The sequence below is a fragment of the Bdellovibrio svalbardensis genome (assembly GCF_029531655.1).
GTDB classification, from domain to species: Bacteria; Bdellovibrionota; Bdellovibrionia; order Bdellovibrionales; family Bdellovibrionaceae; genus Bdellovibrio; species Bdellovibrio svalbardensis.
This window is the reverse complement of the sequence record NZ_JANRMI010000001.1, coordinates 760,300-781,302: the sequence shown is the minus strand read 5'-3', so window position 1 is coordinate 781,302 and position 21,003 is coordinate 760,300. Positions and strand designations below refer to the sequence as shown.

The following is a 21,003-nucleotide window of genomic DNA, read 5'->3' as shown; positions in this document are numbered from 1 at the left end:
CTTCCTAACGGCTCAAATTATTGATATTGAACAAAGCCGCCGCGTGATTTTCAGTCTTTGGCTCTTCGTAATTGATGACACTTTTATTTTCTTTGAATTTCGCATCCACGATGCTCATTTTACTTACGAACGGAGATTTCTTACCGCCGATAGTGATGAAGTTATTGTACTCCATCTCGCCCACTTTAAAGACCTGACCTTGCAAAGTCAGAAATTCAGCTTTTTCTGCAAGTTTGGTTTTTCCATTAATATAGTAACGAATCTGATCGTAAGTCAGATTCGGAGACTTTGCTTTTAACATCAGGACATAGATTTTATCCGCGCCGCGAGTCTCAGTTTTTTCCAAGGTCGCTGTGTAATCACGAGCATAGTGAGTACTCGCGATATCCCCGTTAGCCGCTTGGCCGCTCAATTTTTGACGAGGAGAAATCGACACTGGCTTTTTAAGACTTGGCTTGAAAAACCACATGTTGCGATCGTTGAACAGATAGATTTCACCCTTCGTGCGAGCTGGGCTGGTTGCTTCGACCAAAGCATCGTGATCCTTTGCTTTAATGATAAACTCACGCTCTGAAGATTCCCCATCTTCTGTCGTCTCAATCTTCGTTTTCCAAGTCAAACCACCGGCAACGCCACCGCGTGCTCCGTCTGAGGCTTTTAAAAGATCAGAGGCCATATCGGCGTAAGCCATTTTAGTGCCAGAAAGACTTGCTGCCATAAGAACAGCGAAGAAAAGTGTTTTCATTTAAGCTCCCGTATCTGCTAGTAGTTCGACAATTTTAGATTTGTTTTTAATATAGCTTACAATGGCAGCGCTGCCCGTGGTGAGAGTGATCAGGAAAAGTGCCGCCCCCAAGCAAAGACTGACATTTAAAATTAATAGAAACTGAATCGATCCTTGAGTTCCCGGAGGACTGAACTGAATGTTGGCAGAATTCACCGCTGAAGCGATGATCAATGAAATGATCAAGCCCGACACCACACTGATGGAGCCCAACAAGAAGACTTCCTGAACAAACAGACTTGAAACTTTACCCGGTGAAAACCCAATCGCTCTTAAAGTTCCGATCTCTTTAAGACGCTCCAAAAGCCCCATCGTGGTTGAGTTCACAATCGACAAAATAATCGCCCCACAGATCAGGAAAATAAAGAAGGTGATCATCACGTACAGAAATCCCATCGATCCCACGAAGTAGGAATTCCAGGCGTCGTCATTGTAAGCATAGACTTCCAAAGAAAGACCTTGGGCTTTCACTTCCTTTTGCAACCACTTCTTAAACGATGCCGTATCCCCGACATTTTTCAAATAGACCGCAAGATACTCAATGCCATCCGTTGCATATAGCTGCTGCAACAGCGCCAAGGGAGCCCGCAAACTAGTATCTTCAGATAAAGACAAGCCCGTCGTATGCACGGAGCCCAGATCCGCATTCACCGCATTCAAATCGTTGTAAAAACTTTTCCCGGCCAGTTGCACTGTGCGAGTGGCTTCCGGCAAATTCGACAGATCCTGGGGCAATCCCAACAATTCCGCCATGCGGTGAGTGATCGATATTTGCAGAGGGTTCTTTACGAAATCATCAAACTTGTCGCCCTCTTTGCGCAAAACCCAGTCACTGGCCCACTTCAAAGGTTCCGGGTGAAGATTGGTTTTCTGATAGACTGCAGGTTCAAATCCCAAAGCTAAAAATGGCACCGATTTATGCCCATTCGAAATAAGTCCCGTACCGGTCAGATACTTACCCGTAAACTCGATCTCATCCGCTTTGCCTTTGAGGACGTTCTCCAAAGAAGTGACTTCTTCGGCATTCATCACATACTTTTTCGGCTTAGAAAAATAAGACGTTAACGAGTCATTCTTCACAATGGCGATATGACCTTTGTGATTTAAATAAACACTGGAGGCTCGCAAACCATTTTGCGCGCGGACCAAGTAAGCGCCCAGAAGAACCAAACCAACATATCCAGTCAAAATAGCAATGCCCGTCGCAAGACTGCGACGCTTGTTGCGCAAAAGATTCCGGAAGGCCAGTTTCCAGCTTAATGATTCCATTATTATTCCGTCTCAATCTGTCCGTCAGAGATTCGCACCACGCGGCCTACACGCCCCATCAATTTTTCGTCGTGGGTGCAGAAGAAGAAGGTCACATGACGACGTTGATTGATCTCTTTGAGTAGATCGATAATTTTATGAGCGGTGTCTGAATCCAGATTTGCGGTGGGTTCATCAGCCAAAATCAAAGCCGGCTCTGTCACAAGCGCGCGGGCAATCGCCACTCTTTGGCGTTGTCCTCCGGAAAGCTTATTGGGGAAGTAGTCACGGAACTTCTCCAAACCCACGTCCTGAATCGCCTGCTCGACTCTGCGTTTTCTTTCTTCCGCAGAAAGCTCATGCTGAACAATCAATGGAAGCTCAATATTTTCAAAAATCGATAGTACCGGAATCAAATTGAAGGACTGAAAAATAAAGCCCACGCGACGGTTGCGCAGATGGCTTTTCTCTTGCTCAGACATTTTGGAGATATCATGGCCTTCAATTTCCACAACGCCTTGATCTGGTTCATCAAGACAGCCAATCAAATTTAGAAGAGTACTTTTTCCGGAACCGGAAGCCCCAATCAGCGCGGTGAATTCGCCTTTGAACAAGGTTAAGTTCAAACCTCGCAAAGCCTTCACTTCTGTTTCACCAAGTTGATAGGTTTTTACGACTTGCTGCACTTTTACAATAGGTTGTGAATTCATCCCTCAATCATGAATTTCTTTTAGCAAGAAAGGCAGAACTTAGTGTTGCAGCCCGACCTTGGATGTGGTGACCAGACTTGAGCCTTCTCGCTGTCCCTGGCTATTGAGAGTAAGATTTTCTCAGGAGGCTTTTATGGCAATGCAAACAACGGGTGCTACCCAAAAAGAAACAGGCTCCAAAGAGTTCGGAAAAGTGATGGGAGCTCTAGCGGCAAAAAACTTCGGTAAAGCCGAGGAAGTTCGGGACTTCCCTCTGGGTAAACTGGAATTGGTGAAATTCGGAGACGCGGTCGTAGGAAGAGCCACTCTGCAACCTGGCTGGCGATGGTCGAAGTCTGTAAAAGAATTCGCCCAAACAGAAAGCTGCGAAGCTCCCCATTTTCAATATCATGTCTCTGGTACTCTCAGAATTAAAATGGATGATGGAACGGAGATCGACTGCAAACCAGGCGACATCTCACTCGTTCCTCCGGGCCATGACGCTTGGGTGATTGGCAATGAGCCCGCCGTCATCGTCGACTTCCAAGGAATGGTCGACTACGCTAAAAAAACCGCCCACAAACACTAGAGCTTAGGTACGGACACACTTATGGTGTCGCAGTTGCGTTATGAAATGACGCGATTGCGACACCATAAGTGTGTCCGTACCCCTTCGATTACATGACGTAGTGAACGTACATCTTCAGGTAGAAACCTTCTGGGAACTGCATCAATGTCGGATGATCGGCAGCATGGCCACCGCGCAGAACGCTGCGCACTTCGGAATAGTTTCTTAATGAAGCTTTGCGAATAGCATCGCGGAACTCTTCTTCTTCCAACAATCCCGAACAAGAACAAGATGCGACGAAGCCGTTCTTTTTTCCAAGACGAAAGGCGTGAGTGTTCATCTTAATGTACGCGGCTTTTCCGGTTGGAATGTCCTTCTTCGCTTTAATAAACGCAGGCGGATCGGCAATGACGATATCATAGTGCTGACTTGGAAGGTTTTGCAGGCCTTCCAAAACATCCATTTGATGAACGACAACTTTTGCACCTTCGCGTTCGGCATTTTCTTTGGCAAAAGCCAAAGCCGTTTTAGAAACGTCGACCAAGTGCACTTCCACCTCAAGACCTTGGGCCTTCAATGCACGAGTGATTTGAGTCGCCCAGTGACCGACGTAGCAACAAAGATCTAAGACACGTACAGATTTGACATTCTGCTGCTTCGCCCAGCTTTTAAATAAATTCACAGCCAAATAAATATTATGAGTCTGATCCAGGAAGAAACCCGTCTTCTGGCCTTCCTTCAGGTCACAGCTCATCTTGATAACGCCATCATCACCGGCCGCGTTCAAAAGAATCTCGATATGTTCCAGATTAAAGCCTTCAAGATCTTTGATCGTTTTCGGCTCATTGACTGTCATGCCTTCCAATTTACGAATGCCGACGTCGTTACGAATAACGACTGCTGTTTGCTCCCAAGTGAAGTCAGAGAATCCTTGGGCCTTGGCCTTTTCAACCAAACCTTTGAAGAACTCTTCCGCATTTTGCAAAGCTGTATCCATGCCCGCCGTCACAAGCTGAGCAACAAAGACCTGCGCCTTTTTGCCATTTTGATCAACGAGGTAATAGTCCAAAACCAAACCTGGAATATAATCAGATTCACCGAAGCAAAGACGGAAGCTGCCACGGAAACCCGCGGCTTTACGCACGCGCCATGCTCCCAAGACTTTCTGGTGGAGGAAATCAAAACCGGTCGGTTGAGCATCTTGGCTATTGAAGGTCAAAGCCCGGAAAGCAATCAACGAATGAGGATTGCCGTAACCGCGCGCTACAAATTGGCCTTTGGCATCTTGCAATTCCACCGGTGCCCCTGGCACATGGCCTTTTGGTGACACCGACAACTCATTTGAGAACACCCAAGGATGTCCACTGCGAATACGTTTATCAGCTCCGGTACGAAGTCTCCACACTGTCATCATAATTATTCGCCCTCAACTGCAAACACGACGAACTCAGTCAGTTCGTATTTAGAAAAATTATTATCGACCATCACCAAAAGACTGCGACGTCCATCTGGCAAAGTCGGACCCCAAGCGAGGCCTTCAAAGTTCTGAATTGTTTTTCCAGAACGTTCCTTATTTAAATCAGTTTCAAAATCGATCAACTTCACTTTGTCTGCGACTTGGTATTTAGCGCCTTCCAGTTTATTGATCTCTAGGGTGTTGGTGGCCTTCGACAAATCCACCAGGTAAATTCCGATGGTCTGCGCCCAGCTCTTACCCACCATGCGCACGCCTCTTTCCATCACCAACAGTTTGGTTTCAGAAAGAGCAAGGATCTCAGAAACCCCACGGAATACTTCAGGGCCCTTCTGGTTATCTTTGAAAGCGTCCACATGATAAGCGAACTCGGCGACCGGTTTGTACCCCAGAGGGCCTTTGTCTTCGAATTTCAAAATACGAATGGTATCGCCTTCAGCCTCTTTGCCACTGACGATATCTTGAGCCAGGCAAGATTCTGTGCTGGTAAAGACAAACTTGCCATCAGCAATGGACGTGAGACTTTCAAAAGCCAAATTGTTTTGAATGCCTTTCGTCTGCTGACCTATGGTTTCTGGAAGATATTTATCGGGAATTGGGAAGTCAGATTTCCACTCGCCCGTTGCGGTAACTCTAAAGATTCTAGGCATCGCGCGAGGCTTCGCATCGTTGCTGCCTTCAGAGGAAATAAGAAGGTCCCCATCGGGAAGACGAACCAATCCTTCAGGATCCAGCAAAGCTTTGCGCTCACCTTCCTTAGGAAGATTCGTAACAAAATGAACAGCCTTTGGAGTTAATACTACAGTTTTTTTACCGTCGGTTTTAATGCCCGCCTTCGCGGTCTCAGTTTGCTGGCCCAACTTCAAATCAAATTCATAAAAGCGAGGGTCACCCGCGCGACCTTTATCATCAGACAAGGCATACAAAGTGTTGTTCTGCCATGTGATTGCAGACAAACCACCAATCGTGGTCTTTTCGTATTTCGTTCCTGTTGGAATCGAAGTCTCGCCAAAATACTCCAAACGCAAAGCGTGCGCGGAAGTACTTGCTAGAACCAAGGCAACTGACAATAAAACCGTTTTCATTCTTAACTTCACCCTTAACTTCTCAGTTAGCTTCGCTATCAAGTTCTCTGTTAACTTCTCCAACGAAGCTCAGTTTCTTTCACAGGATGTTGGAACTCGCGATTTTGCTCAAGATGCTCATGATATTCTGTCTTCAAAGCATAGTACCATTTTGCCTGAGTGTCGGCGTCTTTGATCAACATCAAGCTAGGGTCATAGCGAAGACCTTCTTGTTGCTTAGTGACAGCATCCATATCCTGTCCCAAGAAAACATGACCGAACTTTTTCACCGCCGGTTTCAAAAGGCTCAACCAAGGAATGTCCCAATACACCAATTGAGTGATTCGCGTATTCATTTCATCCACCGGAGTCAATGCCGTGAAAGAATAGAAATTGCGAGCGCCCACCTCAATGTGTTCGATACGAACGCAAGGAAGAGTGAATGTGATCTCTGTGGTTGGTACGCCCCCCAGAAGTTTATAAGCTTTGGAGTTTTTAGATGGCTGATGGCGAACCATCGAGAAACCAAAATCCACCGGAGCAAATTTCTTTTTCTTTTCCAACATGGATTTTTCAGAACGCCAGAACCAGCTTTTATGGACATAAGGACCATGCGCTGGATCCATCAAACCGATCACCGCGTGATCGACGTGACATGGGAAGTTCACAACGAAATCCAACTTTGGCTTCACATCCGCACCAAAGGCCTTCATCACTGGAGGCTGAGGAGCCTTGCTCATATCAAAGTTTTTATCACCGATGAAAACCCAGATGATGCCTTGAGCTTCATGCACTTGATAAGAACGCACTTTGATTTTATTGGGATTCAAATCTTGATCCGGCAACAAAGAAGGAATTTCTGTGCAAGTGCCGGTGCAATCAAACTTCCACCCGTGATAAGGGCACTCAAGTTGATCGTTGACAACACGACCGTAGCTCAAAGGAATTCCGCGATGAGGGCAGATGTCTCGCATTGCTGCGACTTTGCCTTTTGAATCGCGATAAAACACAATCGGCTCTTTCATAATTTTGCGAGCCACTGCTTTACCAACAGCCACTTCATGACTTGGCAAAGCGACGTACCATACGTTCTTTAAAAAACCTGTATACATTGAATATTCCTACGCTTGTCTAGACGGAAAGACGTGCCCTTTTCTCTGCTAGGAGGCAAGTATTTTGTAAAAGAGTTGTGATCGTCATAGGCCCAACTCCACCGGGGACGGGCGTCGCTGCCGCGACCCAACCATGAAGTTCCTCGAAACGCACATCTCCACAGAGTTTCCCACCCATTCCCGAGCCGTGCATTCCTACATCAATCACAATGGCATCTTTTTTAAAATCATCTTTACCCAGCAAACCCGCTCTACCAGCGGCCACGACAACAAGATCGGCTTCACGAGTGAATTGCGCTAAGTTTTTGGTTTTGGAGTGACAAACTGTCACGGTGGCATTGGCCTCGGTCAGCATCTGCGCCATCGGTTTGCCGACAATATTACTACGTCCAACAACAACAGCGCGAAGACCTTCAACTGAAATGTTGTAATGCTTCAAAATCGTCATGATCCCTGCTGGCGTGCAAGGTCTGACAATCGGTTGTCCCGCAAAAAAGTAGCCTATGGATTTGTAAGTCAAACCGTCCGCATCTTTATCCGGGGAAACAATTTCCAGGACCTCATGGCTGCTCAGGTGGGCTGGCAATGGAAACTGAACCAAAATGCCGTCAACTGTAGGGTCTTGATTTAACTGGTGAAGTGTCTGATTCAGCTGACTTTGAGTCGTCGTCACGGGCAAAGCCAGGATGGTCGAACTCATTCCTAACTTTTCACAAGCAATCTTCTTATTGCGCACATAAATGTGACTGGCTTTATCATCTCCCACAATGACCACGGTCAATTGCGGGGCACGACCCGTTTTTTCAACGAACTTTTGAATTCGAGGCAAAAGAGACGCACGCACTTTGTTAGACACTTCTTTGCCATCTAAAATAAGCATCGTCCCTCCGCCTGTCGATTCAGTATTGGTCCATTTCTTGGGCCTGATTAATGAGACCTCAATTTCCAGCATTTTCTAAAGAAATTCAATGATTTAGTCAGGAATAGTCCAATCCTAAACCCTTCGTCCCCGCCAAGGAGCCAAGCTTTTTCCTTGCTTCGGTGCCGCCCTTTTTGTACAAGTTCTTAAAAAGACAGGGGATTTAAAAATGGCAGAAAAAGTTAAGCTTTCCAAAGATGGCAGTTCCATCGACTTCGTTCAGTCAGACAGCCTTCCTACATCCCTTAAAAAGTTCCGCCAAAGCCCGGAAATTGAAGGTTTCTACCGCTTTGTGTTCGAAAATGATCTTCAAAAAGAATCTTACGAGATCCTAGACAGAATTATCATGCTTCGTAAGTCGAAAAAAGCCGACGCGAAGAAAGAAGCTCAAGCTGCTGCCAAAGAAGAAAAAGCAGCCGCGAAAAAAGCTGAAGCAGTTAAAACTGCTAAAAAGAAATAGTCCGACTCTGTTGGATATACTCCGGCGAAGACGGAGTGCAGAAAAGCCCTACTCCGGTGAAGCCGGAGTGCAAAAAAGTCCGGTCAATCCGGACTTTTTTTTGCTCGGATCCAGTCTCTTCATAACTCCACCCTCACCTCTCTCCACTTTTTGCTCAAGGCCTTCTTCCACAGGAGAACGCCATGCAAACCAATTCACCTCAAACAAAAATTAAACTAAACAATAAGGGCCAAGGCCTGATCGAATATCTCATCATCGTCGCCATTGTCGCAGTCGGAAGTATTGCAGTTATCAAAGTCGTCGGAGCCAATATCGATGTGCAGTTTGCCAATGTGGCACAAGCTCTGGGTGGCACCGACTCGAAGAAAAAAGAAGCGCATGCTGTCACCGAAAGTCTTTACAAGAAACGCGACTTCAGCAACTTCTTTGAAGACTCCGTCAATTCCAGCGGCAAACAGAAATAGTTATGGTTGCCGCTTGGAAAAATCAAAACGGCCAGGGAGTCGTCGAAAGCCTGCTCGCGCTCCCGCTGGTGATCTTAGCATTCTCATCTATTTTGTTCTTGTGCTATCGCTCGGTGGTTTATTACTGCGCGGACTTCTATCTTCACGAAGCTTTGCTTTGCGCTGATGACGGCAAAATTGGCGATTGCGAAAGTATTTTGCACCAGCAGATTTCCAAGATTTTGCTCACCCAGAATGAAAAGAATATTTCTGTCTCTCGTTCGGGAAATAAGGTTCAGGGTCGTCTTGAAATTCGTTTCCCGTTTATTGCCAAAAACTTCGGCCCACCTCTGGTTATTGAAAAACAACTCCGTCTACCCTTGCGATCGGGTTCTTCATGGAAACCATTTTAAAAAATGAAAAAGGCTTTGCCCTGGCCTTGATGATGGCTCTTTTGCCAATACTGATTGGCCTGATTTTGGTTACCTTTGCCATAGTTTCGTTTGTGCAAATTGATTTAAAACTACATCAAATCTGTCGCAGCGAAAGCCTCAAGGGACAGGAGGCGGTCGCTCCGCTACTGAAAAGTCTTCTGGCACTCAATCCCCTTGCCCTCAAACTTAAACTGGAACTCATTCAAGCGAAGGCTCAAGCTGTTTCTGGGAATCCTGCCGCCCTCGCGCGATTGGCCCAAGTAGAAGCCAAAGTTTTGAAGCTGATCACTCAACAACAGCAGCTGATTAAGCAAAGCAATTTGCTACTGCTAAAAGCTCACACTTCCAACCAGATAAAATTATGGAACGAGAAAGATCAGACACTTCGCACGATTCCGCTCTTTAAGTCGGAGCTCCAAGTACTTTCAAGCAAAGTACCCACACTCGCGGTCCGTCCGGACTCGATAGACAGGCCTCCGACTTACAGTCCTGCCGAGAACTTTTCAAACCGCCAAGCCTTGGAACAAAGATGGCAGTATCGGTTGAGCATCACTAAACCGCTGCAGCCTTTCCTGACCGGCAACTATGTTTTTGAAAAGAGCTGTGCGGTCACTTTGAAAGAGGAGAATTCAAAATGGTTTCCGCAAATGAAAAGGGACAGATCCTTATCGAAGTCTCATTAGTTTTACTTTTAGTGGTTCTTATCTTTTTTGCGGCCTTAAGCCACCTCAGCCAAAGTAAAGCTCGCCATCAGAAATATCAATTCACACAGGAGAAAGCCCATGGAAAAAATCCGCCAACTCAAACTCGATACTAAAATCTATCTTGCGGCCTTTCTCCTGCTTGGCGTGATCTCAATGATGATGAGTCTTCAGAAGAAAGAAGAGAACCCCGCTCCGCAGGCTCCAGATGTTCCCAATTCTGTCGACACATTCATTCCACGTGGTTTTGTTTTGGTGCCGATTGAGCTCGCCAATGCAGAGTCGTTGAGTTCCCTGGTCGGAGACCTGGGTGGTGTGGTCGATCTTTATTTGCCGGGTGCTGAGAAAAAAAGAAATGTGAAGGTCGCCGCCAGAATCAAGCTGCTGCGTGCTCCCCTTAATCCTAATCAGTATGCGGTTTTGATTAAGGAAAGCGACAGCTCGCGACTGCTCAGTGTGACCGGGCCCTTTATCGCAGTTGTGCAAAATCCTGATTCTAAGGGCACTGAGATCGCGGAAAGTAAGAAATCATCTGTCCGAATTGACTATCAAAATTAGAGGCAAAACTGGGAGCCGTTATGACATCGAAAATGCTATCTAAAACCTTGCTATCGAAGTTCATCGCAATACTTATTCTGTTCATTTCCGCAATTTCTGAAGCTCAAGAGTTCATTCTCATTCAAGCTCCCGGGGCCAGCCCTATTGATTTTATCGAAACTGCAAAAAACACCAAGGGTGTGCGAACCATCGTGGATTTGCAGATCGAAAAAATCCAAACCAATGCCTCCCAAGAAGAGAAGCTTTTCACTCTGGGAGAACAACTCGGTCGCCCCGCTTCTGAGCTAATTCAAGAGATTGAAATCCTTCATAGAAGTGCGCCACTGACTCAAGTCAGCTTAAGTTTTCTGGCCGATCTCAGTGAAAAGGTTCTGACAACTTCTCTTAAGAAACCTGAAGCATCTTTTTTTAAGGACCTGTCATGCCAAAGCCAGTTTTTGACGGAAGAAGTTACCAATGCTCCATGCAAAACTTTGAAAGTCGATCTGCCGACAATTCGCAGACAATGGCCTCAAGCCCAGGCATTGCTCATCGAAAGTCAGTTGCTATATCTGAACGAACAGAATCTTTCGCCGGAGGTTCTTCCAGAAAGATCTTACCATTGGACTCTTCTGGCTAACTCGGCCCAAAGTATTTCCTTTTATGGAACTTACGACCAATTCCTGCAGCAAAGATTGGTGATGGAAAATTTTATCGAGGGTACATGCGAAGGATTCTCGACGAGAATTGATGATTTCCAATTGAACAGCAAAGCCTTGATTTTTTTCTCAAAGGATTGCACGAAGCGCGTTCATCGTCCTATCCAGAAAACCCAATTTGCAAACTGGATGGAGAACAACCAAAAGTGGGTCTATCCCTTAAGCGGCCTTCTTGTTGGTGGAGCGATCTTTGCCGCCCAAGGAAAGACTCTGGTGATTGATAAGCCTTAAGAAATTGCAATACCCACCATACTAAGTGTTGGTAATAAAAACTGCGCAAGGGTCAAAAACAACTAACCATAACCTTAACTTGATGGACCTAAAAAACGGGGTAAGGTCAACTCGCACTTTCGGCGCCGGTGTTGCATCGCTCCCAAAGAAACAAATCACGGTTTCATTTTGATTTTATTGAAAAGAAAAACTTTATTCATAAAGTTTTTCAGACTTCTGATGAACCTTGAGTCCTTACACAAGTCGCTTGCCGCAAAACACAACTTCCTTAACGACATCATCCTCAATGATTGAGTAAGAGTTCGGCGCGTATTGCGAATCAGGATGAGCATGAACTTCTTCAATGGAGCCAGTGAACTTTTTGATTCGCGCTTCCACGCTTTCCACCAAAGCTTTTTGATTGCGAACAAAAGACGGTGGTTCAACGGGGCTGTCACAACCGAAGGACATCGGAATTTGTGCGGCTCTTAAAGCTTCCCAAGGGAAAGCATAGCGATACAGATCGCGCAGCTTTTCTTGCAACCACACGCGGTCACTCAGCCAATGACACGGCTGCATATGACAGCGCACATGCAAAGGCTTCATCATCAAAATAGTTTCAGGGCGAAGCACCTGGGCATGCTCCAGATTCAATCTTCCCACAAAACCTTGCGCGGAAACTTTGCGCGCGACTTCGACCATCTCGTGAGCCGCCTGATCTCCAATCGCGTGAACGGAGATCTCGAGTCCCGCTTCCCAAGTGCGCTTGATCATCACTTCCACGTCAGGCAAGCTCCACAAGGTACGACCGCGATTGCCATTGGGGATTCCCCGGTAAGGCTTCGACAAATAAGCAGTCTCAGATCCCAATGAACCATCATAGAAAAACTTAACGCCTTTGGAGCGCAACAAAGCTGTCTCATGCTTGCGTGTGTATTGTGCTGACTTCAAAGAATCTTCGAAACCTTTGAGATCATAACAAGTGAAGTTTTCTTCCAAAGCCACCGTCAGCAGATTTTCACTTTCCAATTCACACAAGGAATTCCACAAGGACTCCGTCCCCGTCATATCACGCACATGCGTAAAACCTGCGGAGTTATAAACTTGGCAAGCCGCCAGAATATTATTTTTTTGCTGCTCGTTTGAAAAAGCCGGAAGGCGATCCCAGGATTGAAGATGTTCAGCTTCCGTCAGAATACCCGTTTCAGACCGCAACCCCAAAGCTTGTAATGCCGCCGTGTTGACCCAAGAAGAATGACCATCTCCTTTGGCAAAATAAACGGGCTTGTGCGGAAAAAGACGATCGAGAATTTCTTTGCTGGGTTTAACACTCCAGTCCTTGTCATTCCATCCAAAGCCCAACAGCCAATCACCACGATGATAAGAGGGCTTGGAGAGATCCCACTGCGCGATCTCTTCGGCATTTTTCAAGGCCGTCAAATACAAACCCGAGGCAAACTCCCCGGTGGCAATAAAATGAGTATGGCTGTCATAAAGACGTGGGATCTTAAAAAGCATAAGGCCCTCTGTTTTATCAGAGAGCCTTACATTGTTTAAGTTTTAAATTTTAAATTAGCGTCCTGTACCGATTGGAGTCACAGCTGTTGCGCCTCCACCAGGAACTGGCATTGGAGTCACCGTCGCGCCGCCACCACCAATTGGAGTGACTGCAGTTGCACCGCCGAAGCTTGTCAAACCACCCATTGGGTAAGTTCCTGTGCCGCCACCAAGGTAGCCTCCGCCACCGAATGAACCACCAATAGATCCACCCATGCTTGTGCCGTAACCATACTGCACTTGTTGGATTCTAGAGATCAAACCGTAAAGTTCTGTTTGCAAGCTAGCAACCACTTGCTGACGTTGCATTTGCTGTTGCATATAAGTTTGTTGCTGTTGCATGTAAGACTGATACTGCTGCATTTGCATTTGCATCATCTGCTGTTGCATTTGAATCATGCCCAAGCTGCCTGCGGCTCCACCCATTGGCATACCCATCATACCGCCAGCCATACCACCGGCCATTCCGCCCATCGGCATACCCATCATGCCGCCGGCCATTCCGCCGACCATTGCACCCATCGGCATTCCAGCCATCGCGCCCATTGGCATTCCCATGAGACCACCGGCCATAGAGCCCATTGGCATTCCCATCATGCCGCCAGCCATTCCGCCCATTGGCATTCCCATGACTCCGCCGCCCATGCCGCCGATCATAGAGCCCATCGGCATTCCCATCATACCACCGGCCATAGAGCCCATTGGCATTCCCATCATACCGCCAGCCATTGAACCCATTGGCATTCCCATCATACCACCGGCCATGCCGCCAATCATAGAACCCATCGGCATTCCCATCATACCACCGGCCATTCCGCCCATTGGATATCCGCCAGCCATTGCGCCCATAGGCATGCCCATCATACCGCCAGCCATTCCGCCAGCCATTGCTCCCATCGGCATACCCATGATGCCGCCAGCAACTCCACCAATCATATTACCCATCGGCATACCCATCATGCCACCCATCATAGGATAACCCATGGCTCCAGGGTAAGGACCGCCCATGCCCCACGGACCAGCTGCGCCCCAAGGACCCATACCGCCGTTGAAAATTCCACCCATACCGAAGTTAGGGTTCATTCCCATCATTGCATAAGGGTTGCCCCACATGCCGTTACCCATCGCACTGCCGAATGGACCTTGCATACCGTAAGGACCACCGTTGTTGCCTGCGCAACCGAAAGCACCTTGACCAATACCACCGCCGATAGCGCCGTAAATACCGCTACCACCACCGATGGCTTGTTGAATTGCTTGACCGAAGTATCCTAATCCGTAACCCCATGCAGGATATGGATTTGAAGGATAGCCAAGACTTGCATTTGCATCGACTGTCATTTCATTTGTTTTGTAACCCAGGTAAGTAGCCGCGCCACCTAGAAAGACGTTACCGATCACACTGCCCAAGTCTGTTTCTGGTTTTTGATAAGTGTAACCATTGCCAGTCATCGCGCAACCTTCACAGATACCACCCTCAAGGCGAGCTTGTTGAGCTTCACGTTGAGCGTCGATCGCGTCTTGTCTTGCATCTTTCAAACGATCTTTTTCATTTTTGATCATTCGATCGAGGCCCGCAACTTCACGTTTCAATTTATCTTGTTGGAGTTTTTGTTTTCTGTATTCAACAAGGGACTTCTTACAATCTTCAACAGTGTAAGCTCCTTTGTCTTCAGCTCTGAACTTTCTGATCGTACAAACCGAACCCGATACAGAACCTACTTTTGATTTATCGCAAAGTTGAGCCCACTCTTGAATTTCAAATGGAGAAGTCTCTTCAGTTCCAGGAGATTGAACTGCCGTGCCACCTTCTTCACCCGAAGCAATAGTGTCGCCTTCTTGGCCAATGCCTTTGTACTCTGTACAGCTGCGACCCGTGTCGATGTGTCCCATCACGAATTCAGCGTACTCGGCACCCAAAACACCGTTGATAGCATTTCTGGAGTCGCGCATATCACGAGCTGTGAGTCGTTTTAATTCACTGCTTTTCGCTTTTTGCTGTTTTTGGAGTTCACTAATGGTTTGCTGGATTTCTCTGACTTCATCCAATTCACTGGAAGCACCAGGTGCTGCTGAGTATGGATAAGGACATGATTGCATTCCGCCCCACATACCGTATCCGTAGGATTGTGCTTGAGCACCAGCCGCAAGACTCATCACGATCGTGAATGGAGTTGCTATGCGAATCCATAATTTCATAAATGATCTCCTGATAGGATAAAACTCTTCTATAGTTCTTCTCATCGTCAGGATCGGACTTAGACTTGACTCAAAATCAGGCAAATCTGTGGAAAACCCATGGAAACTAGACTGTAGTTCAGCAAATGTTCCTAAAGTTTTCCGTCGTCATCCATGACAACAAGAGGACCTCTTGCAAATTTCTTTGCACTGCCCTTTCCGAAATCCTACACTACCAAATATGACTAAGCACACACTTCTTTGTGTAGATGATGAAATAGACAACGTAGACGCTCTAGAACGGCTCTTTCGTCGTAAGTACACTGTACTAAAGGCTACGTCTGGAAAACAGGCGCTGGAGGTTCTCGACCAAAATCCAGGACCGGTTGCTCTTATTATTACTGACCAAAGAATGCCTGAGATGACTGGTGTGGAGTTTCTAGAAAAAACTCTGGAATCTCATCCTGAGACAATTCGCATTCTTCTGACAGGTTACACAGATCTTGAGTCTGTGATCACAGCTGTTAATAAAGGACAGATCTTCCGCTACCTCACAAAACCCTGGGATCCAGTGGATTTGTCGAACACGGTTGATCACGCGATTGAGCGTTTTACTATTGGCCAGGAGCTCAAACAAAAAAATGCTGAACTTGCCAAAGCCTTGGAAGAACTCAAAAGTCTTGATGTTGCCAAATCCAACTTCATGATTTTGATCAACCATGAATTGAAAACACCTTTGACTTCGATTCTTAGTTTTTCTTCTTTATTGGCGGAATCCCCTCTTAACGAGGAAGACAAGTTGATGGTCAATCGCATCGGCAAAAGCGCCGAGCGTTTAAAAAATCTGGTCGAAGATGTTTTGTTAATCGTTCGCGCTGAAACAAATCAATTGAAGATCGATACTCAGAACATCGCCTTCACTCAATTCGACGAGCAGCCCAAAGAAGTCCAAAACCTTCTGGCACAAAAACATCAGACCGTTGTGACCAAGCTCGAACCTTTGAATATCAAAGCAGATGTTCGCCTGATCAAACAAGTCATGCAGCGCTTGATTCACAATGCCGCGAAATTTGGAACGGACAACAGCGAGATCCATGTAGAGAGCATGAAAAGTGGCAACAATCTGCGCTTTATCGTCCACAACAAGGGACCTCATGTTCCTTTGAAGATTATCGATAAGATCATGAAGCCTTTCTATATTGATGAAGATGTCATGCACCACTCTACGGGAACGGGTTTGGGTCTTACCATCTGTCAGTCTATTTTGAAATCGCATCACTCGACTTTGCAGTTTAAGAACACCGACAAGGGCGTGATGGTTTACTTTGAGTTGCCTTTGGCTTAGCCGACTTTTGCAGCCCTCGCTTCATTTGTCCGGTGTCCGCATCTGACTCTCACCCCGTCTTTTGAATAAAGGGCCCAATGCTTGCTTGGGTCCTTTCCATGAAATCATTCCTGCTAATTTTTCTTATTCCAGCTTTCTCTCAATTGGCCTCAGCAAAAGATCTCACCCTGTCACTGGGTGAGACTCAAAGCTTAGCCCTTCCCAAAGGGGCTCCGCGCATTTGGATTCAAGATGGGCAAATCATTCAGGCCGAAGGAGCTGGCGGCCGTGTCCTGCTAAAAGCCCGCAAGGAAGGTATGACCACTTTGCGAATCGGATCCGAGATCTATAAAGCGCAAGTGCTTCATCCCGACAAACGAGACATTTATAAAACTCTCAAGGAAAGCCTGCAAAAAATTGTCGGTCTTACGCCGGCTTTGGCAGAAGGAAATCTTTTCGTCAGCGGTCGCCTGTATCGCTTTGCCGACTGGCTTCGCTTGGCAGAGACGATTCGGGAAACGACGGTCTTCTATCAAATGCGCGCGCAAATGAGTTCGTCTTTGCAAAAAGAGACACAAAGCTATTTTAATGACTTGTTTGAGAAGGCCAAGATTCCGCCGCAAACAATCATCTTTGAACCGGCTCCTGAAGTGCGGATCGTGGGCAGTGAGATCACTTATAAGAAGTATCAACAATTGCTCAGACCATTTGGAATTCAAATTATTCGCGACGAGCAAAGCTTGGATATCGCTCCGACGATCAAAGTGCAAATCACCGTTGCTGAAGTTTCCAGGGAATTTATGGTGAAGCATGGGATCTCGTGGCCGAGTCAGTATAAGGCCACTTTACTGGCTTCTGGCGGAACTCTTTTCAGCGATCTTGAACTGGCCTTGCAAGCCATGGAGACCCGCGGGCAAGCAAAGATCTTAGCCAGTCCAAACCTGATTTGTCGCAGTGGCAAAGAGGCGGAGTTTTTAGCCGGAGGCGAATTTCCGATCAAAGTCATGAACTATGAAGTCCATGATATTTTGTGGAAGCGTTTCGGGATTTTACTCAAAGTGAAACCCAAGGCCGATGCCTCGGGACGGATGAGTATTTCTATTGAGACGGAAATCTCGCGGGTGGAATACGCCCTCAAAGTGGATGATGTCCCGGGAATCATGACCAATCGGGTTTCAAGTCACTTTGATCTAACGGGAACTCAAACCATCGCCTTGTCAGGTCTGCTGAAAAGCGAAGATTCTCGCGGCAGCCAAGGATTGCCCGGCCTGTCCAGCGTCCCCGTTATTGGTGCCCTCTTTGGCAGTAAAGAGTTTAAGGAGAATCGCACGGAACTGGTGATCTTTGTTAAGCCCTCGATTTTGAAAGAAGGCGAAGAAGGTCCATCGAATGAACACATTGGCGACCTCTAAGAGGATTTTATGATTCAAGAAGCAAAGAAGACCTACAACCTTATACAAAATGAAATTGGCCTGTTGAAGATCAACGAATACATGCTCTCTTCCGACGATGAGAGTGTCCTTCGTTCCAACAGAATAGATTCGATTATTAATGATAAAACCCAGCGGCTCGCCAGCGAAGTGAAAGCACGCGTCTGTGCGGAGTTTGAATCGTGGGGGCCTTTGGATTCGTTGCTTGCGGATGAAAACATCACTGAAATTCTGATCAATGGGCCTTCGCATATTTGGTTTGAAAAAGAAGGACGGCTTTTTCCCCACGAAGACTCTTTTTTTTCAGAATTGAGCTTTCGCAATTGCCTAGAGCGTATTTGTCAGCAGGCGAAAACTCATATCTCTGTGGAACATCCTTGCGCTGATGGGCAATTCTTGGAGTTTCGTTTGAGTCTCATTGGAACCGACTTGACCAAATCAGCTCCGCATCTGGCTTTGCGTCGGCACCCCAAGAATCCTTGGACCTTTGCGAAGCTCGCCGACAAGGGATGGTGCGATCCTCAGTGGCTTCCCTTTTTTCAAAAGTTGGTGGATCAACGAAAAAGTTTTTTGGTAGTGGGATCTACGGGATCTGGGAAGACTTCTGTTTTAAATTCATTTTTGAATCTCTTGCCATCGAATGAGCGGGTGGTTGTCATCGAGGATACTCCAGAGATTGCTTTGCCGAATACCGCTTGTATGAAGCTGCTGACTCGGGAAGATCCGCACGGACTCTTGCCGACCGTTGATCAAACTCAACTTGTGAAAAGAGCTTTGCGATTAAGACCGGATCGAATTGCAATGGGTGAAGTACGTGGCGCAGAGGCCAAGGATTTTTTGATGGCTTTAGCAACGGGACATTCGGGAAGTTTTGGGACCTTGCATGCTCAAGATGCCAGCCAGGCTTTAATTCGCTTGGAGATGTTGATTCAAATGGGCGCTCCGCAATGGAGTCTTTCGGCCATTCGACGTTTGATACAACTCTCTCTCGACTATGTGGTCGTGACAGAGAGAGTTGCTTCAGGTGAAAGAAAATTTAAAGGGGCTTATCGACTATGCTCGCTTGAAGACCAGGGGTTTCTGATTGAACCCGTGGAGCTACCACTTTAGGCTCGCCTCGCTCGACGGACTCACTGTCTTCAACACTCTTCAAGACTTCTTCAGATCGAGTCAATCCACCGTTATCGCGAGCGATATCTTTCGGATTTTGGAAGAACTTCTTGTTCAAGTCCTCAATCGTTTTCATCTTGCTGTTCTCAGCGGTGTTTTTGTAAGTCGGTGCTGGTTCAAGCCCTGGAAGATCCCCAGACTCTCGCATGCGCTCCAACTCTTTGCTCAGAGTAATGCGATCACCCATTGAGTTCTTACCTTCGGGTCTGCCCATCAAAGGAGCCCCAGGTCGCGCCGGTTGTGATGCTGATAACTCAGCCACTTTCATGCGCGGACTTGCCGGAAGAATACTGCTGATCTTTTCCATTCACACCTCCGTGTGTACTTCGTAAAAGCCATCCTAGCCTTCACAATCTACGTATCGGTATGAAACGCCCAAACTTGAGACACTCCTCCAATAACTAGACCTTTGGGGTGCCTGCCATCCTTTCGGAAAAGGTGCCTGCCACTTTTTTGGGTCTATGATGCTGTTGCTAGGGGCATAAAAAAGCAGAGCCGGAGAGGGCTCTGCCTTTTTGTGTCTTTAGTCTTTACTACGACCATCAACTATTGAACTGTGACGGAGGGGTTGAAGTTGTTCCGTGTGTAGTCAAAGTTTGGCCATCTTGAGTTCTTGCCGGAGCGCTAGATGCCGCACCATCGATATCCTTCCATAACTATCATACAATTATGTATGCTTTCAGTTATGAAACTTCACTCCAGTATTCAAACCGACATTCCACTGTATTTATGGGAAAGCTTTATCGCCGTCATAGAAGAGGGAACTCTTCAGCGGGCTGCTGAGAAGATAAAAACCACTCAACCAACGATCACCCGCCATCTTGCTCAACTCGAAGACGGGCTTCCGCTGGCTCTTTTTGAATTGCGGGGCCGCAAAAAAGAACCCACAGTCTTTGCTTTAGATCTCTATGAAAAGATTAAGAAACGCCTGGGCGACCTCCCCGTCGACATCAGACATTCTGTGCAAAATTTTGCATCCGCCAAGAATGTTGCTATTTCGGTGGCTGGTCATATTGAAGTTTTAAGACGCGTTTTGACTGCGGTCACATTTGATGGTCGTCTGAATTTGTTCGAAGCCAGCTCTGCGGAATTGAAAAGACATCTGAAAGAGGGCAACTATGATGTCATTCTCACTCGCGATCTTCACGATACTGAACTGTATGTCTGCAAAAAACTTTTTGAAGATGAACCCACCTTGGTGGTACCGAAAAGTTTTCTAAAAGGAAGCAAAGACCTGCAATCTTGGTGGCTAGAAAAAAGAACTGAATACCCTATGAGCCTTTACTCCGAAGAGCTGGATTTTTTCCAGGAACTGCAGGGACAGGTCAAAGTTGATTTCCGAGTTCGCGATTGGCTCACCCTCGAGGAGCGAGTGCACGCTGGAAAAAGCTGGTCGGTCATTCCTTCCAGCTATGTTCGCCCACAGGCCAGTTATCTTCATCAATCGCATCGAATCAGAAATAAATCCGTTCGCACGGAATTCTATATCTATTACCGCAGAGACCTCAGTCGACTGACTTGGTTCAAGGAGTTCCTGGAGGAAATCCTTAACAAGGCAAAAAAACTCTAGCGTCCTGCTGCTGAGCTTTTCTGAAAGTCGCAGGTGAATTTGTAGCCGCGATTTTCCCAGTGATAGCCGGAGTCTTCGATCTTGGAAAACTCGATGACTCCATCACCGCATACAGTCTCGTTGCAGGAATAGTAGTAAGGTCCTTGATCGTTGCAGTAGCCTGAATAATAAACTTTCAGACTGGCGAGTCTGCCCTCTTGGCGTTTTACAATCACCTTTTGAGGACAGATGCTGGCATTGTTGCCGTTGGTGCATTCATACAGTCCACTTTCTATAGCAAAAGCAGTAGAGGATGAAAGACAAAGAAAAACTAAGGCATTTAAAATTAAAGAACTTTTCATACTTTAATTAAATCGATTTTCTAAGAGAAAGCCCACAACTTTTGTGGGCTTTTTTATCAGACGAAGATACT

The 21,003-nt window shown here is 46.7% G+C and carries 22 protein-coding genes; 11 read left to right on the top strand and 11 right to left on the bottom strand.

The features are described 5' to 3' along the window. Window positions 1-4: 4 nt before the first annotated feature. Genes NWE73_RS03775 through NWE73_RS03765 form a run of 3 tightly spaced genes read right to left on the bottom strand, consistent with a single transcriptional unit; the run spans window position 5 to window position 2,742 of the window. Window positions 5-745, bottom strand: coding sequence for an outer membrane lipoprotein-sorting protein (locus tag NWE73_RS03775; protein WP_277576944.1), 741 nt, complete (start codon window positions 743-745; stop codon window positions 5-7). After that, window positions 746-2,053: an ABC transporter permease gene (locus NWE73_RS03770; protein ID WP_277576943.1), complete on the bottom strand. Its 1,308-nt coding sequence runs from the start codon at window positions 2,051-2,053 to the stop codon at window positions 746-748. It abuts the gene before it with no gap. Between the two features lie 2 nt (window positions 2,054-2,055). Continuing rightward, window positions 2,056-2,742 (bottom strand): ABC transporter ATP-binding protein, encoded by a 687-nt coding sequence (locus NWE73_RS03765; protein WP_277576942.1) that lies wholly within the window; start codon window positions 2,740-2,742, stop codon window positions 2,056-2,058. 196 nt (window positions 2,743-2,938) lie between these two features. Here NWE73_RS03765 and NWE73_RS03760 point away from each other — a divergent pair, with 196 nt between their 5' ends. Beyond that, window positions 2,939-3,310, top strand: a complete 372-nt coding sequence (locus NWE73_RS03760) for a cupin domain-containing protein (RefSeq protein ID WP_407652933.1) — start codon at window positions 2,939-2,941, stop codon at window positions 3,308-3,310. An 88-nt stretch (window positions 3,311-3,398) separates the two neighbouring features. Here the strand turns inward: NWE73_RS03760 and NWE73_RS03755 are convergent, their stop codons facing one another. Genes NWE73_RS03755 through folD form a run of 4 tightly spaced genes read right to left on the bottom strand, consistent with a single transcriptional unit; the run spans window position 3,399 to window position 7,819 of the window. Beyond that, window positions 3,399-4,703: a class I SAM-dependent rRNA methyltransferase gene (locus tag NWE73_RS03755; protein ID WP_277576940.1), complete on the bottom strand. Its 1,305-nt coding sequence runs from the start codon at window positions 4,701-4,703 to the stop codon at window positions 3,399-3,401. 2 nt (window positions 4,704-4,705) lie between these two features. Further along, window positions 4,706-5,848 (bottom strand): esterase-like activity of phytase family protein, encoded by a 1,143-nt coding sequence (locus tag NWE73_RS03750; protein WP_277576939.1) that lies wholly within the window; start codon window positions 5,846-5,848, stop codon window positions 4,706-4,708. 50 nt (window positions 5,849-5,898) lie between these two features. Beyond that, on the bottom strand, window positions 5,899-6,939 hold the full coding sequence (locus NWE73_RS03745) for an aromatic ring-hydroxylating oxygenase subunit alpha (protein ID WP_277576938.1): 1,041 nt from the start codon (window positions 6,937-6,939) through the stop codon (window positions 5,899-5,901). 19 nt (window positions 6,940-6,958) lie between these two features. After that, entirely contained in the window at window positions 6,959-7,819 is an 861-nt protein-coding gene (folD, locus tag NWE73_RS03740) for a bifunctional methylenetetrahydrofolate dehydrogenase/methenyltetrahydrofolate cyclohydrolase FolD (RefSeq protein ID WP_277576937.1), read from the bottom strand. Between the two features lie 208 nt (window positions 7,820-8,027). Here folD and NWE73_RS03735 point away from each other — a divergent pair, with 208 nt between their 5' ends. The 6 genes from NWE73_RS03735 to NWE73_RS03710 all read left to right on the top strand — a co-directional run bounded on the left by NWE73_RS03735 (window position 8,028) and on the right by NWE73_RS03710 (window position 11,383). Beyond that, on the top strand, window positions 8,028-8,318 hold the full coding sequence (locus NWE73_RS03735; RefSeq protein WP_277576936.1) for a hypothetical protein: 291 nt from the start codon (window positions 8,028-8,030) through the stop codon (window positions 8,316-8,318). A gap of 182 nt (window positions 8,319-8,500) precedes the next feature. Then, window positions 8,501-8,782 carry a Flp family type IVb pilin gene (locus NWE73_RS03730; RefSeq protein ID WP_277576935.1) on the top strand — a complete coding sequence of 94 codons (282 nt, stop codon included), beginning with the start codon at window positions 8,501-8,503 and terminating at the stop codon, window positions 8,780-8,782. Between the two features lie 2 nt (window positions 8,783-8,784). Then, the gene (locus tag NWE73_RS03725; protein WP_277576934.1) at window positions 8,785-9,174 is read left to right on the top strand and encodes a hypothetical protein; all 390 of its coding nucleotides are present in this window, start codon (window positions 8,785-8,787) and stop codon (window positions 9,172-9,174) included. Continuing rightward, window positions 9,159-9,878 (top strand): hypothetical protein, encoded by a 720-nt coding sequence (locus NWE73_RS03720; RefSeq protein WP_277576933.1) that lies wholly within the window; start codon window positions 9,159-9,161, stop codon window positions 9,876-9,878. The genes NWE73_RS03725 and NWE73_RS03720 overlap by 16 nt, the downstream gene beginning before the upstream one ends. A 99-nt stretch (window positions 9,879-9,977) precedes the next feature. Next, window positions 9,978-10,454: a hypothetical protein gene (locus tag NWE73_RS03715; protein ID WP_277576932.1), complete on the top strand. Its 477-nt coding sequence runs from the start codon at window positions 9,978-9,980 to the stop codon at window positions 10,452-10,454. Window positions 10,455-10,474: 20 nt separating this feature from the next. Further along, the gene (locus tag NWE73_RS03710) at window positions 10,475-11,383 is read left to right on the top strand and encodes a hypothetical protein (RefSeq protein ID WP_277576931.1); all 909 of its coding nucleotides are present in this window, start codon (window positions 10,475-10,477) and stop codon (window positions 11,381-11,383) included. 234 nt (window positions 11,384-11,617) lie between these two features. On the opposite strand, the gene NWE73_RS03705 is transcribed toward NWE73_RS03710, so the two are convergent. Next, window positions 11,618-12,880 (bottom strand): amidohydrolase, encoded by a 1,263-nt coding sequence (locus tag NWE73_RS03705; protein ID WP_277576930.1) that lies wholly within the window; start codon window positions 12,878-12,880, stop codon window positions 11,618-11,620. A 54-nt stretch (window positions 12,881-12,934) separates the two neighbouring features. Then, window positions 12,935-15,118 carry a hypothetical protein gene (locus NWE73_RS03700; RefSeq protein ID WP_277576929.1) on the bottom strand — a complete coding sequence of 728 codons (2,184 nt, stop codon included), beginning with the start codon at window positions 15,116-15,118 and terminating at the stop codon, window positions 12,935-12,937. Window positions 15,119-15,338: 220 nt separating this feature from the next. Here NWE73_RS03700 and NWE73_RS03695 point away from each other — a divergent pair, with 220 nt between their 5' ends. The 3 genes from NWE73_RS03695 (at window position 15,339) to NWE73_RS03685 (ending at window position 18,961) form a co-directional block, all read left to right on the top strand. Then, window positions 15,339-16,442: a hybrid sensor histidine kinase/response regulator gene (locus NWE73_RS03695; protein ID WP_277576928.1), complete on the top strand. Its 1,104-nt coding sequence runs from the start codon at window positions 15,339-15,341 to the stop codon at window positions 16,440-16,442. Window positions 16,443-16,540: 98 nt separating this feature from the next. After that, the gene (locus tag NWE73_RS03690; protein ID WP_277576927.1) at window positions 16,541-17,833 is read left to right on the top strand and encodes a type II and III secretion system protein family protein; all 1,293 of its coding nucleotides are present in this window, start codon (window positions 16,541-16,543) and stop codon (window positions 17,831-17,833) included. 9 nt (window positions 17,834-17,842) lie between these two features. Continuing rightward, entirely contained in the window at window positions 17,843-18,961 is a 1,119-nt protein-coding gene (locus tag NWE73_RS03685) for a CpaF family protein (RefSeq protein WP_277576926.1), read from the top strand. Here the strand turns inward: NWE73_RS03685 and NWE73_RS03680 are convergent. Beyond that, the gene (locus NWE73_RS03680; RefSeq protein WP_277576925.1) at window positions 18,888-19,328 is read right to left on the bottom strand and encodes a hypothetical protein; all 441 of its coding nucleotides are present in this window, start codon (window positions 19,326-19,328) and stop codon (window positions 18,888-18,890) included. The two genes, NWE73_RS03685 and NWE73_RS03680, sit on opposite strands and share 74 nt — an antisense overlap. A 366-nt stretch (window positions 19,329-19,694) precedes the next feature. On the opposite strand from NWE73_RS03680, the gene NWE73_RS03675 reads away from it, so the two are divergent. After that, on the top strand, window positions 19,695-20,591 hold the full coding sequence (locus NWE73_RS03675; RefSeq protein ID WP_277576924.1) for a LysR family transcriptional regulator: 897 nt from the start codon (window positions 19,695-19,697) through the stop codon (window positions 20,589-20,591). Here NWE73_RS03675 and NWE73_RS03670 read toward each other — a convergent pair. Further along, complete coding sequence (locus NWE73_RS03670; RefSeq protein WP_277576923.1) at window positions 20,588-20,932, bottom strand: hypothetical protein; 345 nt, start codon at window positions 20,930-20,932, stop codon at window positions 20,588-20,590. The genes NWE73_RS03675 and NWE73_RS03670 overlap by 4 nt on opposite strands. Window positions 20,933-21,003: the final 71 nt, after the last annotated feature.

Coding starts and splice junctions, on each gene's coding strand:
- NWE73_RS03725 (WP_277576934.1), top strand. CDS start 8,785: ATGGTTGCCGCTTGGAAAAATCAAAACGGCCAGGGAGTCGTCGAAAGC.
- NWE73_RS03750 (WP_277576939.1), bottom strand. CDS start 5,848: ATGAAAACGGTTTTATTGTCAGTTGCCTTGGTTCTAGCAAGTACTTCC.
- NWE73_RS03765 (WP_277576942.1), bottom strand. CDS start 2,742: ATGAATTCACAACCTATTGTAAAAGTGCAGCAAGTCGTAAAAACCTAT.
- NWE73_RS03745 (WP_277576938.1), bottom strand. CDS start 6,939: ATGTATACAGGTTTTTTAAAGAACGTATGGTACGTCGCTTTGCCAAGT.
- NWE73_RS03700 (WP_277576929.1), bottom strand. CDS start 15,118: ATGAAATTATGGATTCGCATAGCAACTCCATTCACGATCGTGATGAGT.
- NWE73_RS03775 (WP_277576944.1), bottom strand. CDS start 745: ATGAAAACACTTTTCTTCGCTGTTCTTATGGCAGCAAGTCTTTCTGGC.
- NWE73_RS03755 (WP_277576940.1), bottom strand. CDS start 4,703: ATGATGACAGTGTGGAGACTTCGTACCGGAGCTGATAAACGTATTCGC.
- NWE73_RS03695 (WP_277576928.1), top strand. CDS start 15,339: ATGACTAAGCACACACTTCTTTGTGTAGATGATGAAATAGACAACGTA.
- folD (WP_277576937.1), bottom strand. CDS start 7,819: ATGCTTATTTTAGATGGCAAAGAAGTGTCTAACAAAGTGCGTGCGTCT.
- NWE73_RS03760 (WP_407652933.1), top strand. CDS start 2,939: ATGGGAGCTCTAGCGGCAAAAAACTTCGGTAAAGCCGAGGAAGTTCGG.
- NWE73_RS03735 (WP_277576936.1), top strand. CDS start 8,028: ATGGCAGAAAAAGTTAAGCTTTCCAAAGATGGCAGTTCCATCGACTTC.
- NWE73_RS03705 (WP_277576930.1), bottom strand. CDS start 12,880: ATGCTTTTTAAGATCCCACGTCTTTATGACAGCCATACTCATTTTATT.
- NWE73_RS03685 (WP_277576926.1), top strand. CDS start 17,843: ATGATTCAAGAAGCAAAGAAGACCTACAACCTTATACAAAATGAAATT.
- NWE73_RS03715 (WP_277576932.1), top strand. CDS start 9,978: ATGGAAAAAATCCGCCAACTCAAACTCGATACTAAAATCTATCTTGCG.
- NWE73_RS03680 (WP_277576925.1), bottom strand. CDS start 19,328: ATGGAAAAGATCAGCAGTATTCTTCCGGCAAGTCCGCGCATGAAAGTG.
- NWE73_RS03690 (WP_277576927.1), top strand. CDS start 16,541: ATGAAATCATTCCTGCTAATTTTTCTTATTCCAGCTTTCTCTCAATTG.
- NWE73_RS03770 (WP_277576943.1), bottom strand. CDS start 2,053: ATGGAATCATTAAGCTGGAAACTGGCCTTCCGGAATCTTTTGCGCAAC.
- NWE73_RS03720 (WP_277576933.1), top strand. CDS start 9,159: ATGGAAACCATTTTAAAAAATGAAAAAGGCTTTGCCCTGGCCTTGATG.
- NWE73_RS03710 (WP_277576931.1), top strand. CDS start 10,475: ATGACATCGAAAATGCTATCTAAAACCTTGCTATCGAAGTTCATCGCA.
- NWE73_RS03675 (WP_277576924.1), top strand. CDS start 19,695: ATGCTTTCAGTTATGAAACTTCACTCCAGTATTCAAACCGACATTCCA.
- NWE73_RS03730 (WP_277576935.1), top strand. CDS start 8,501: ATGCAAACCAATTCACCTCAAACAAAAATTAAACTAAACAATAAGGGC.
- NWE73_RS03670 (WP_277576923.1), bottom strand. CDS start 20,932: ATGAAAAGTTCTTTAATTTTAAATGCCTTAGTTTTTCTTTGTCTTTCA.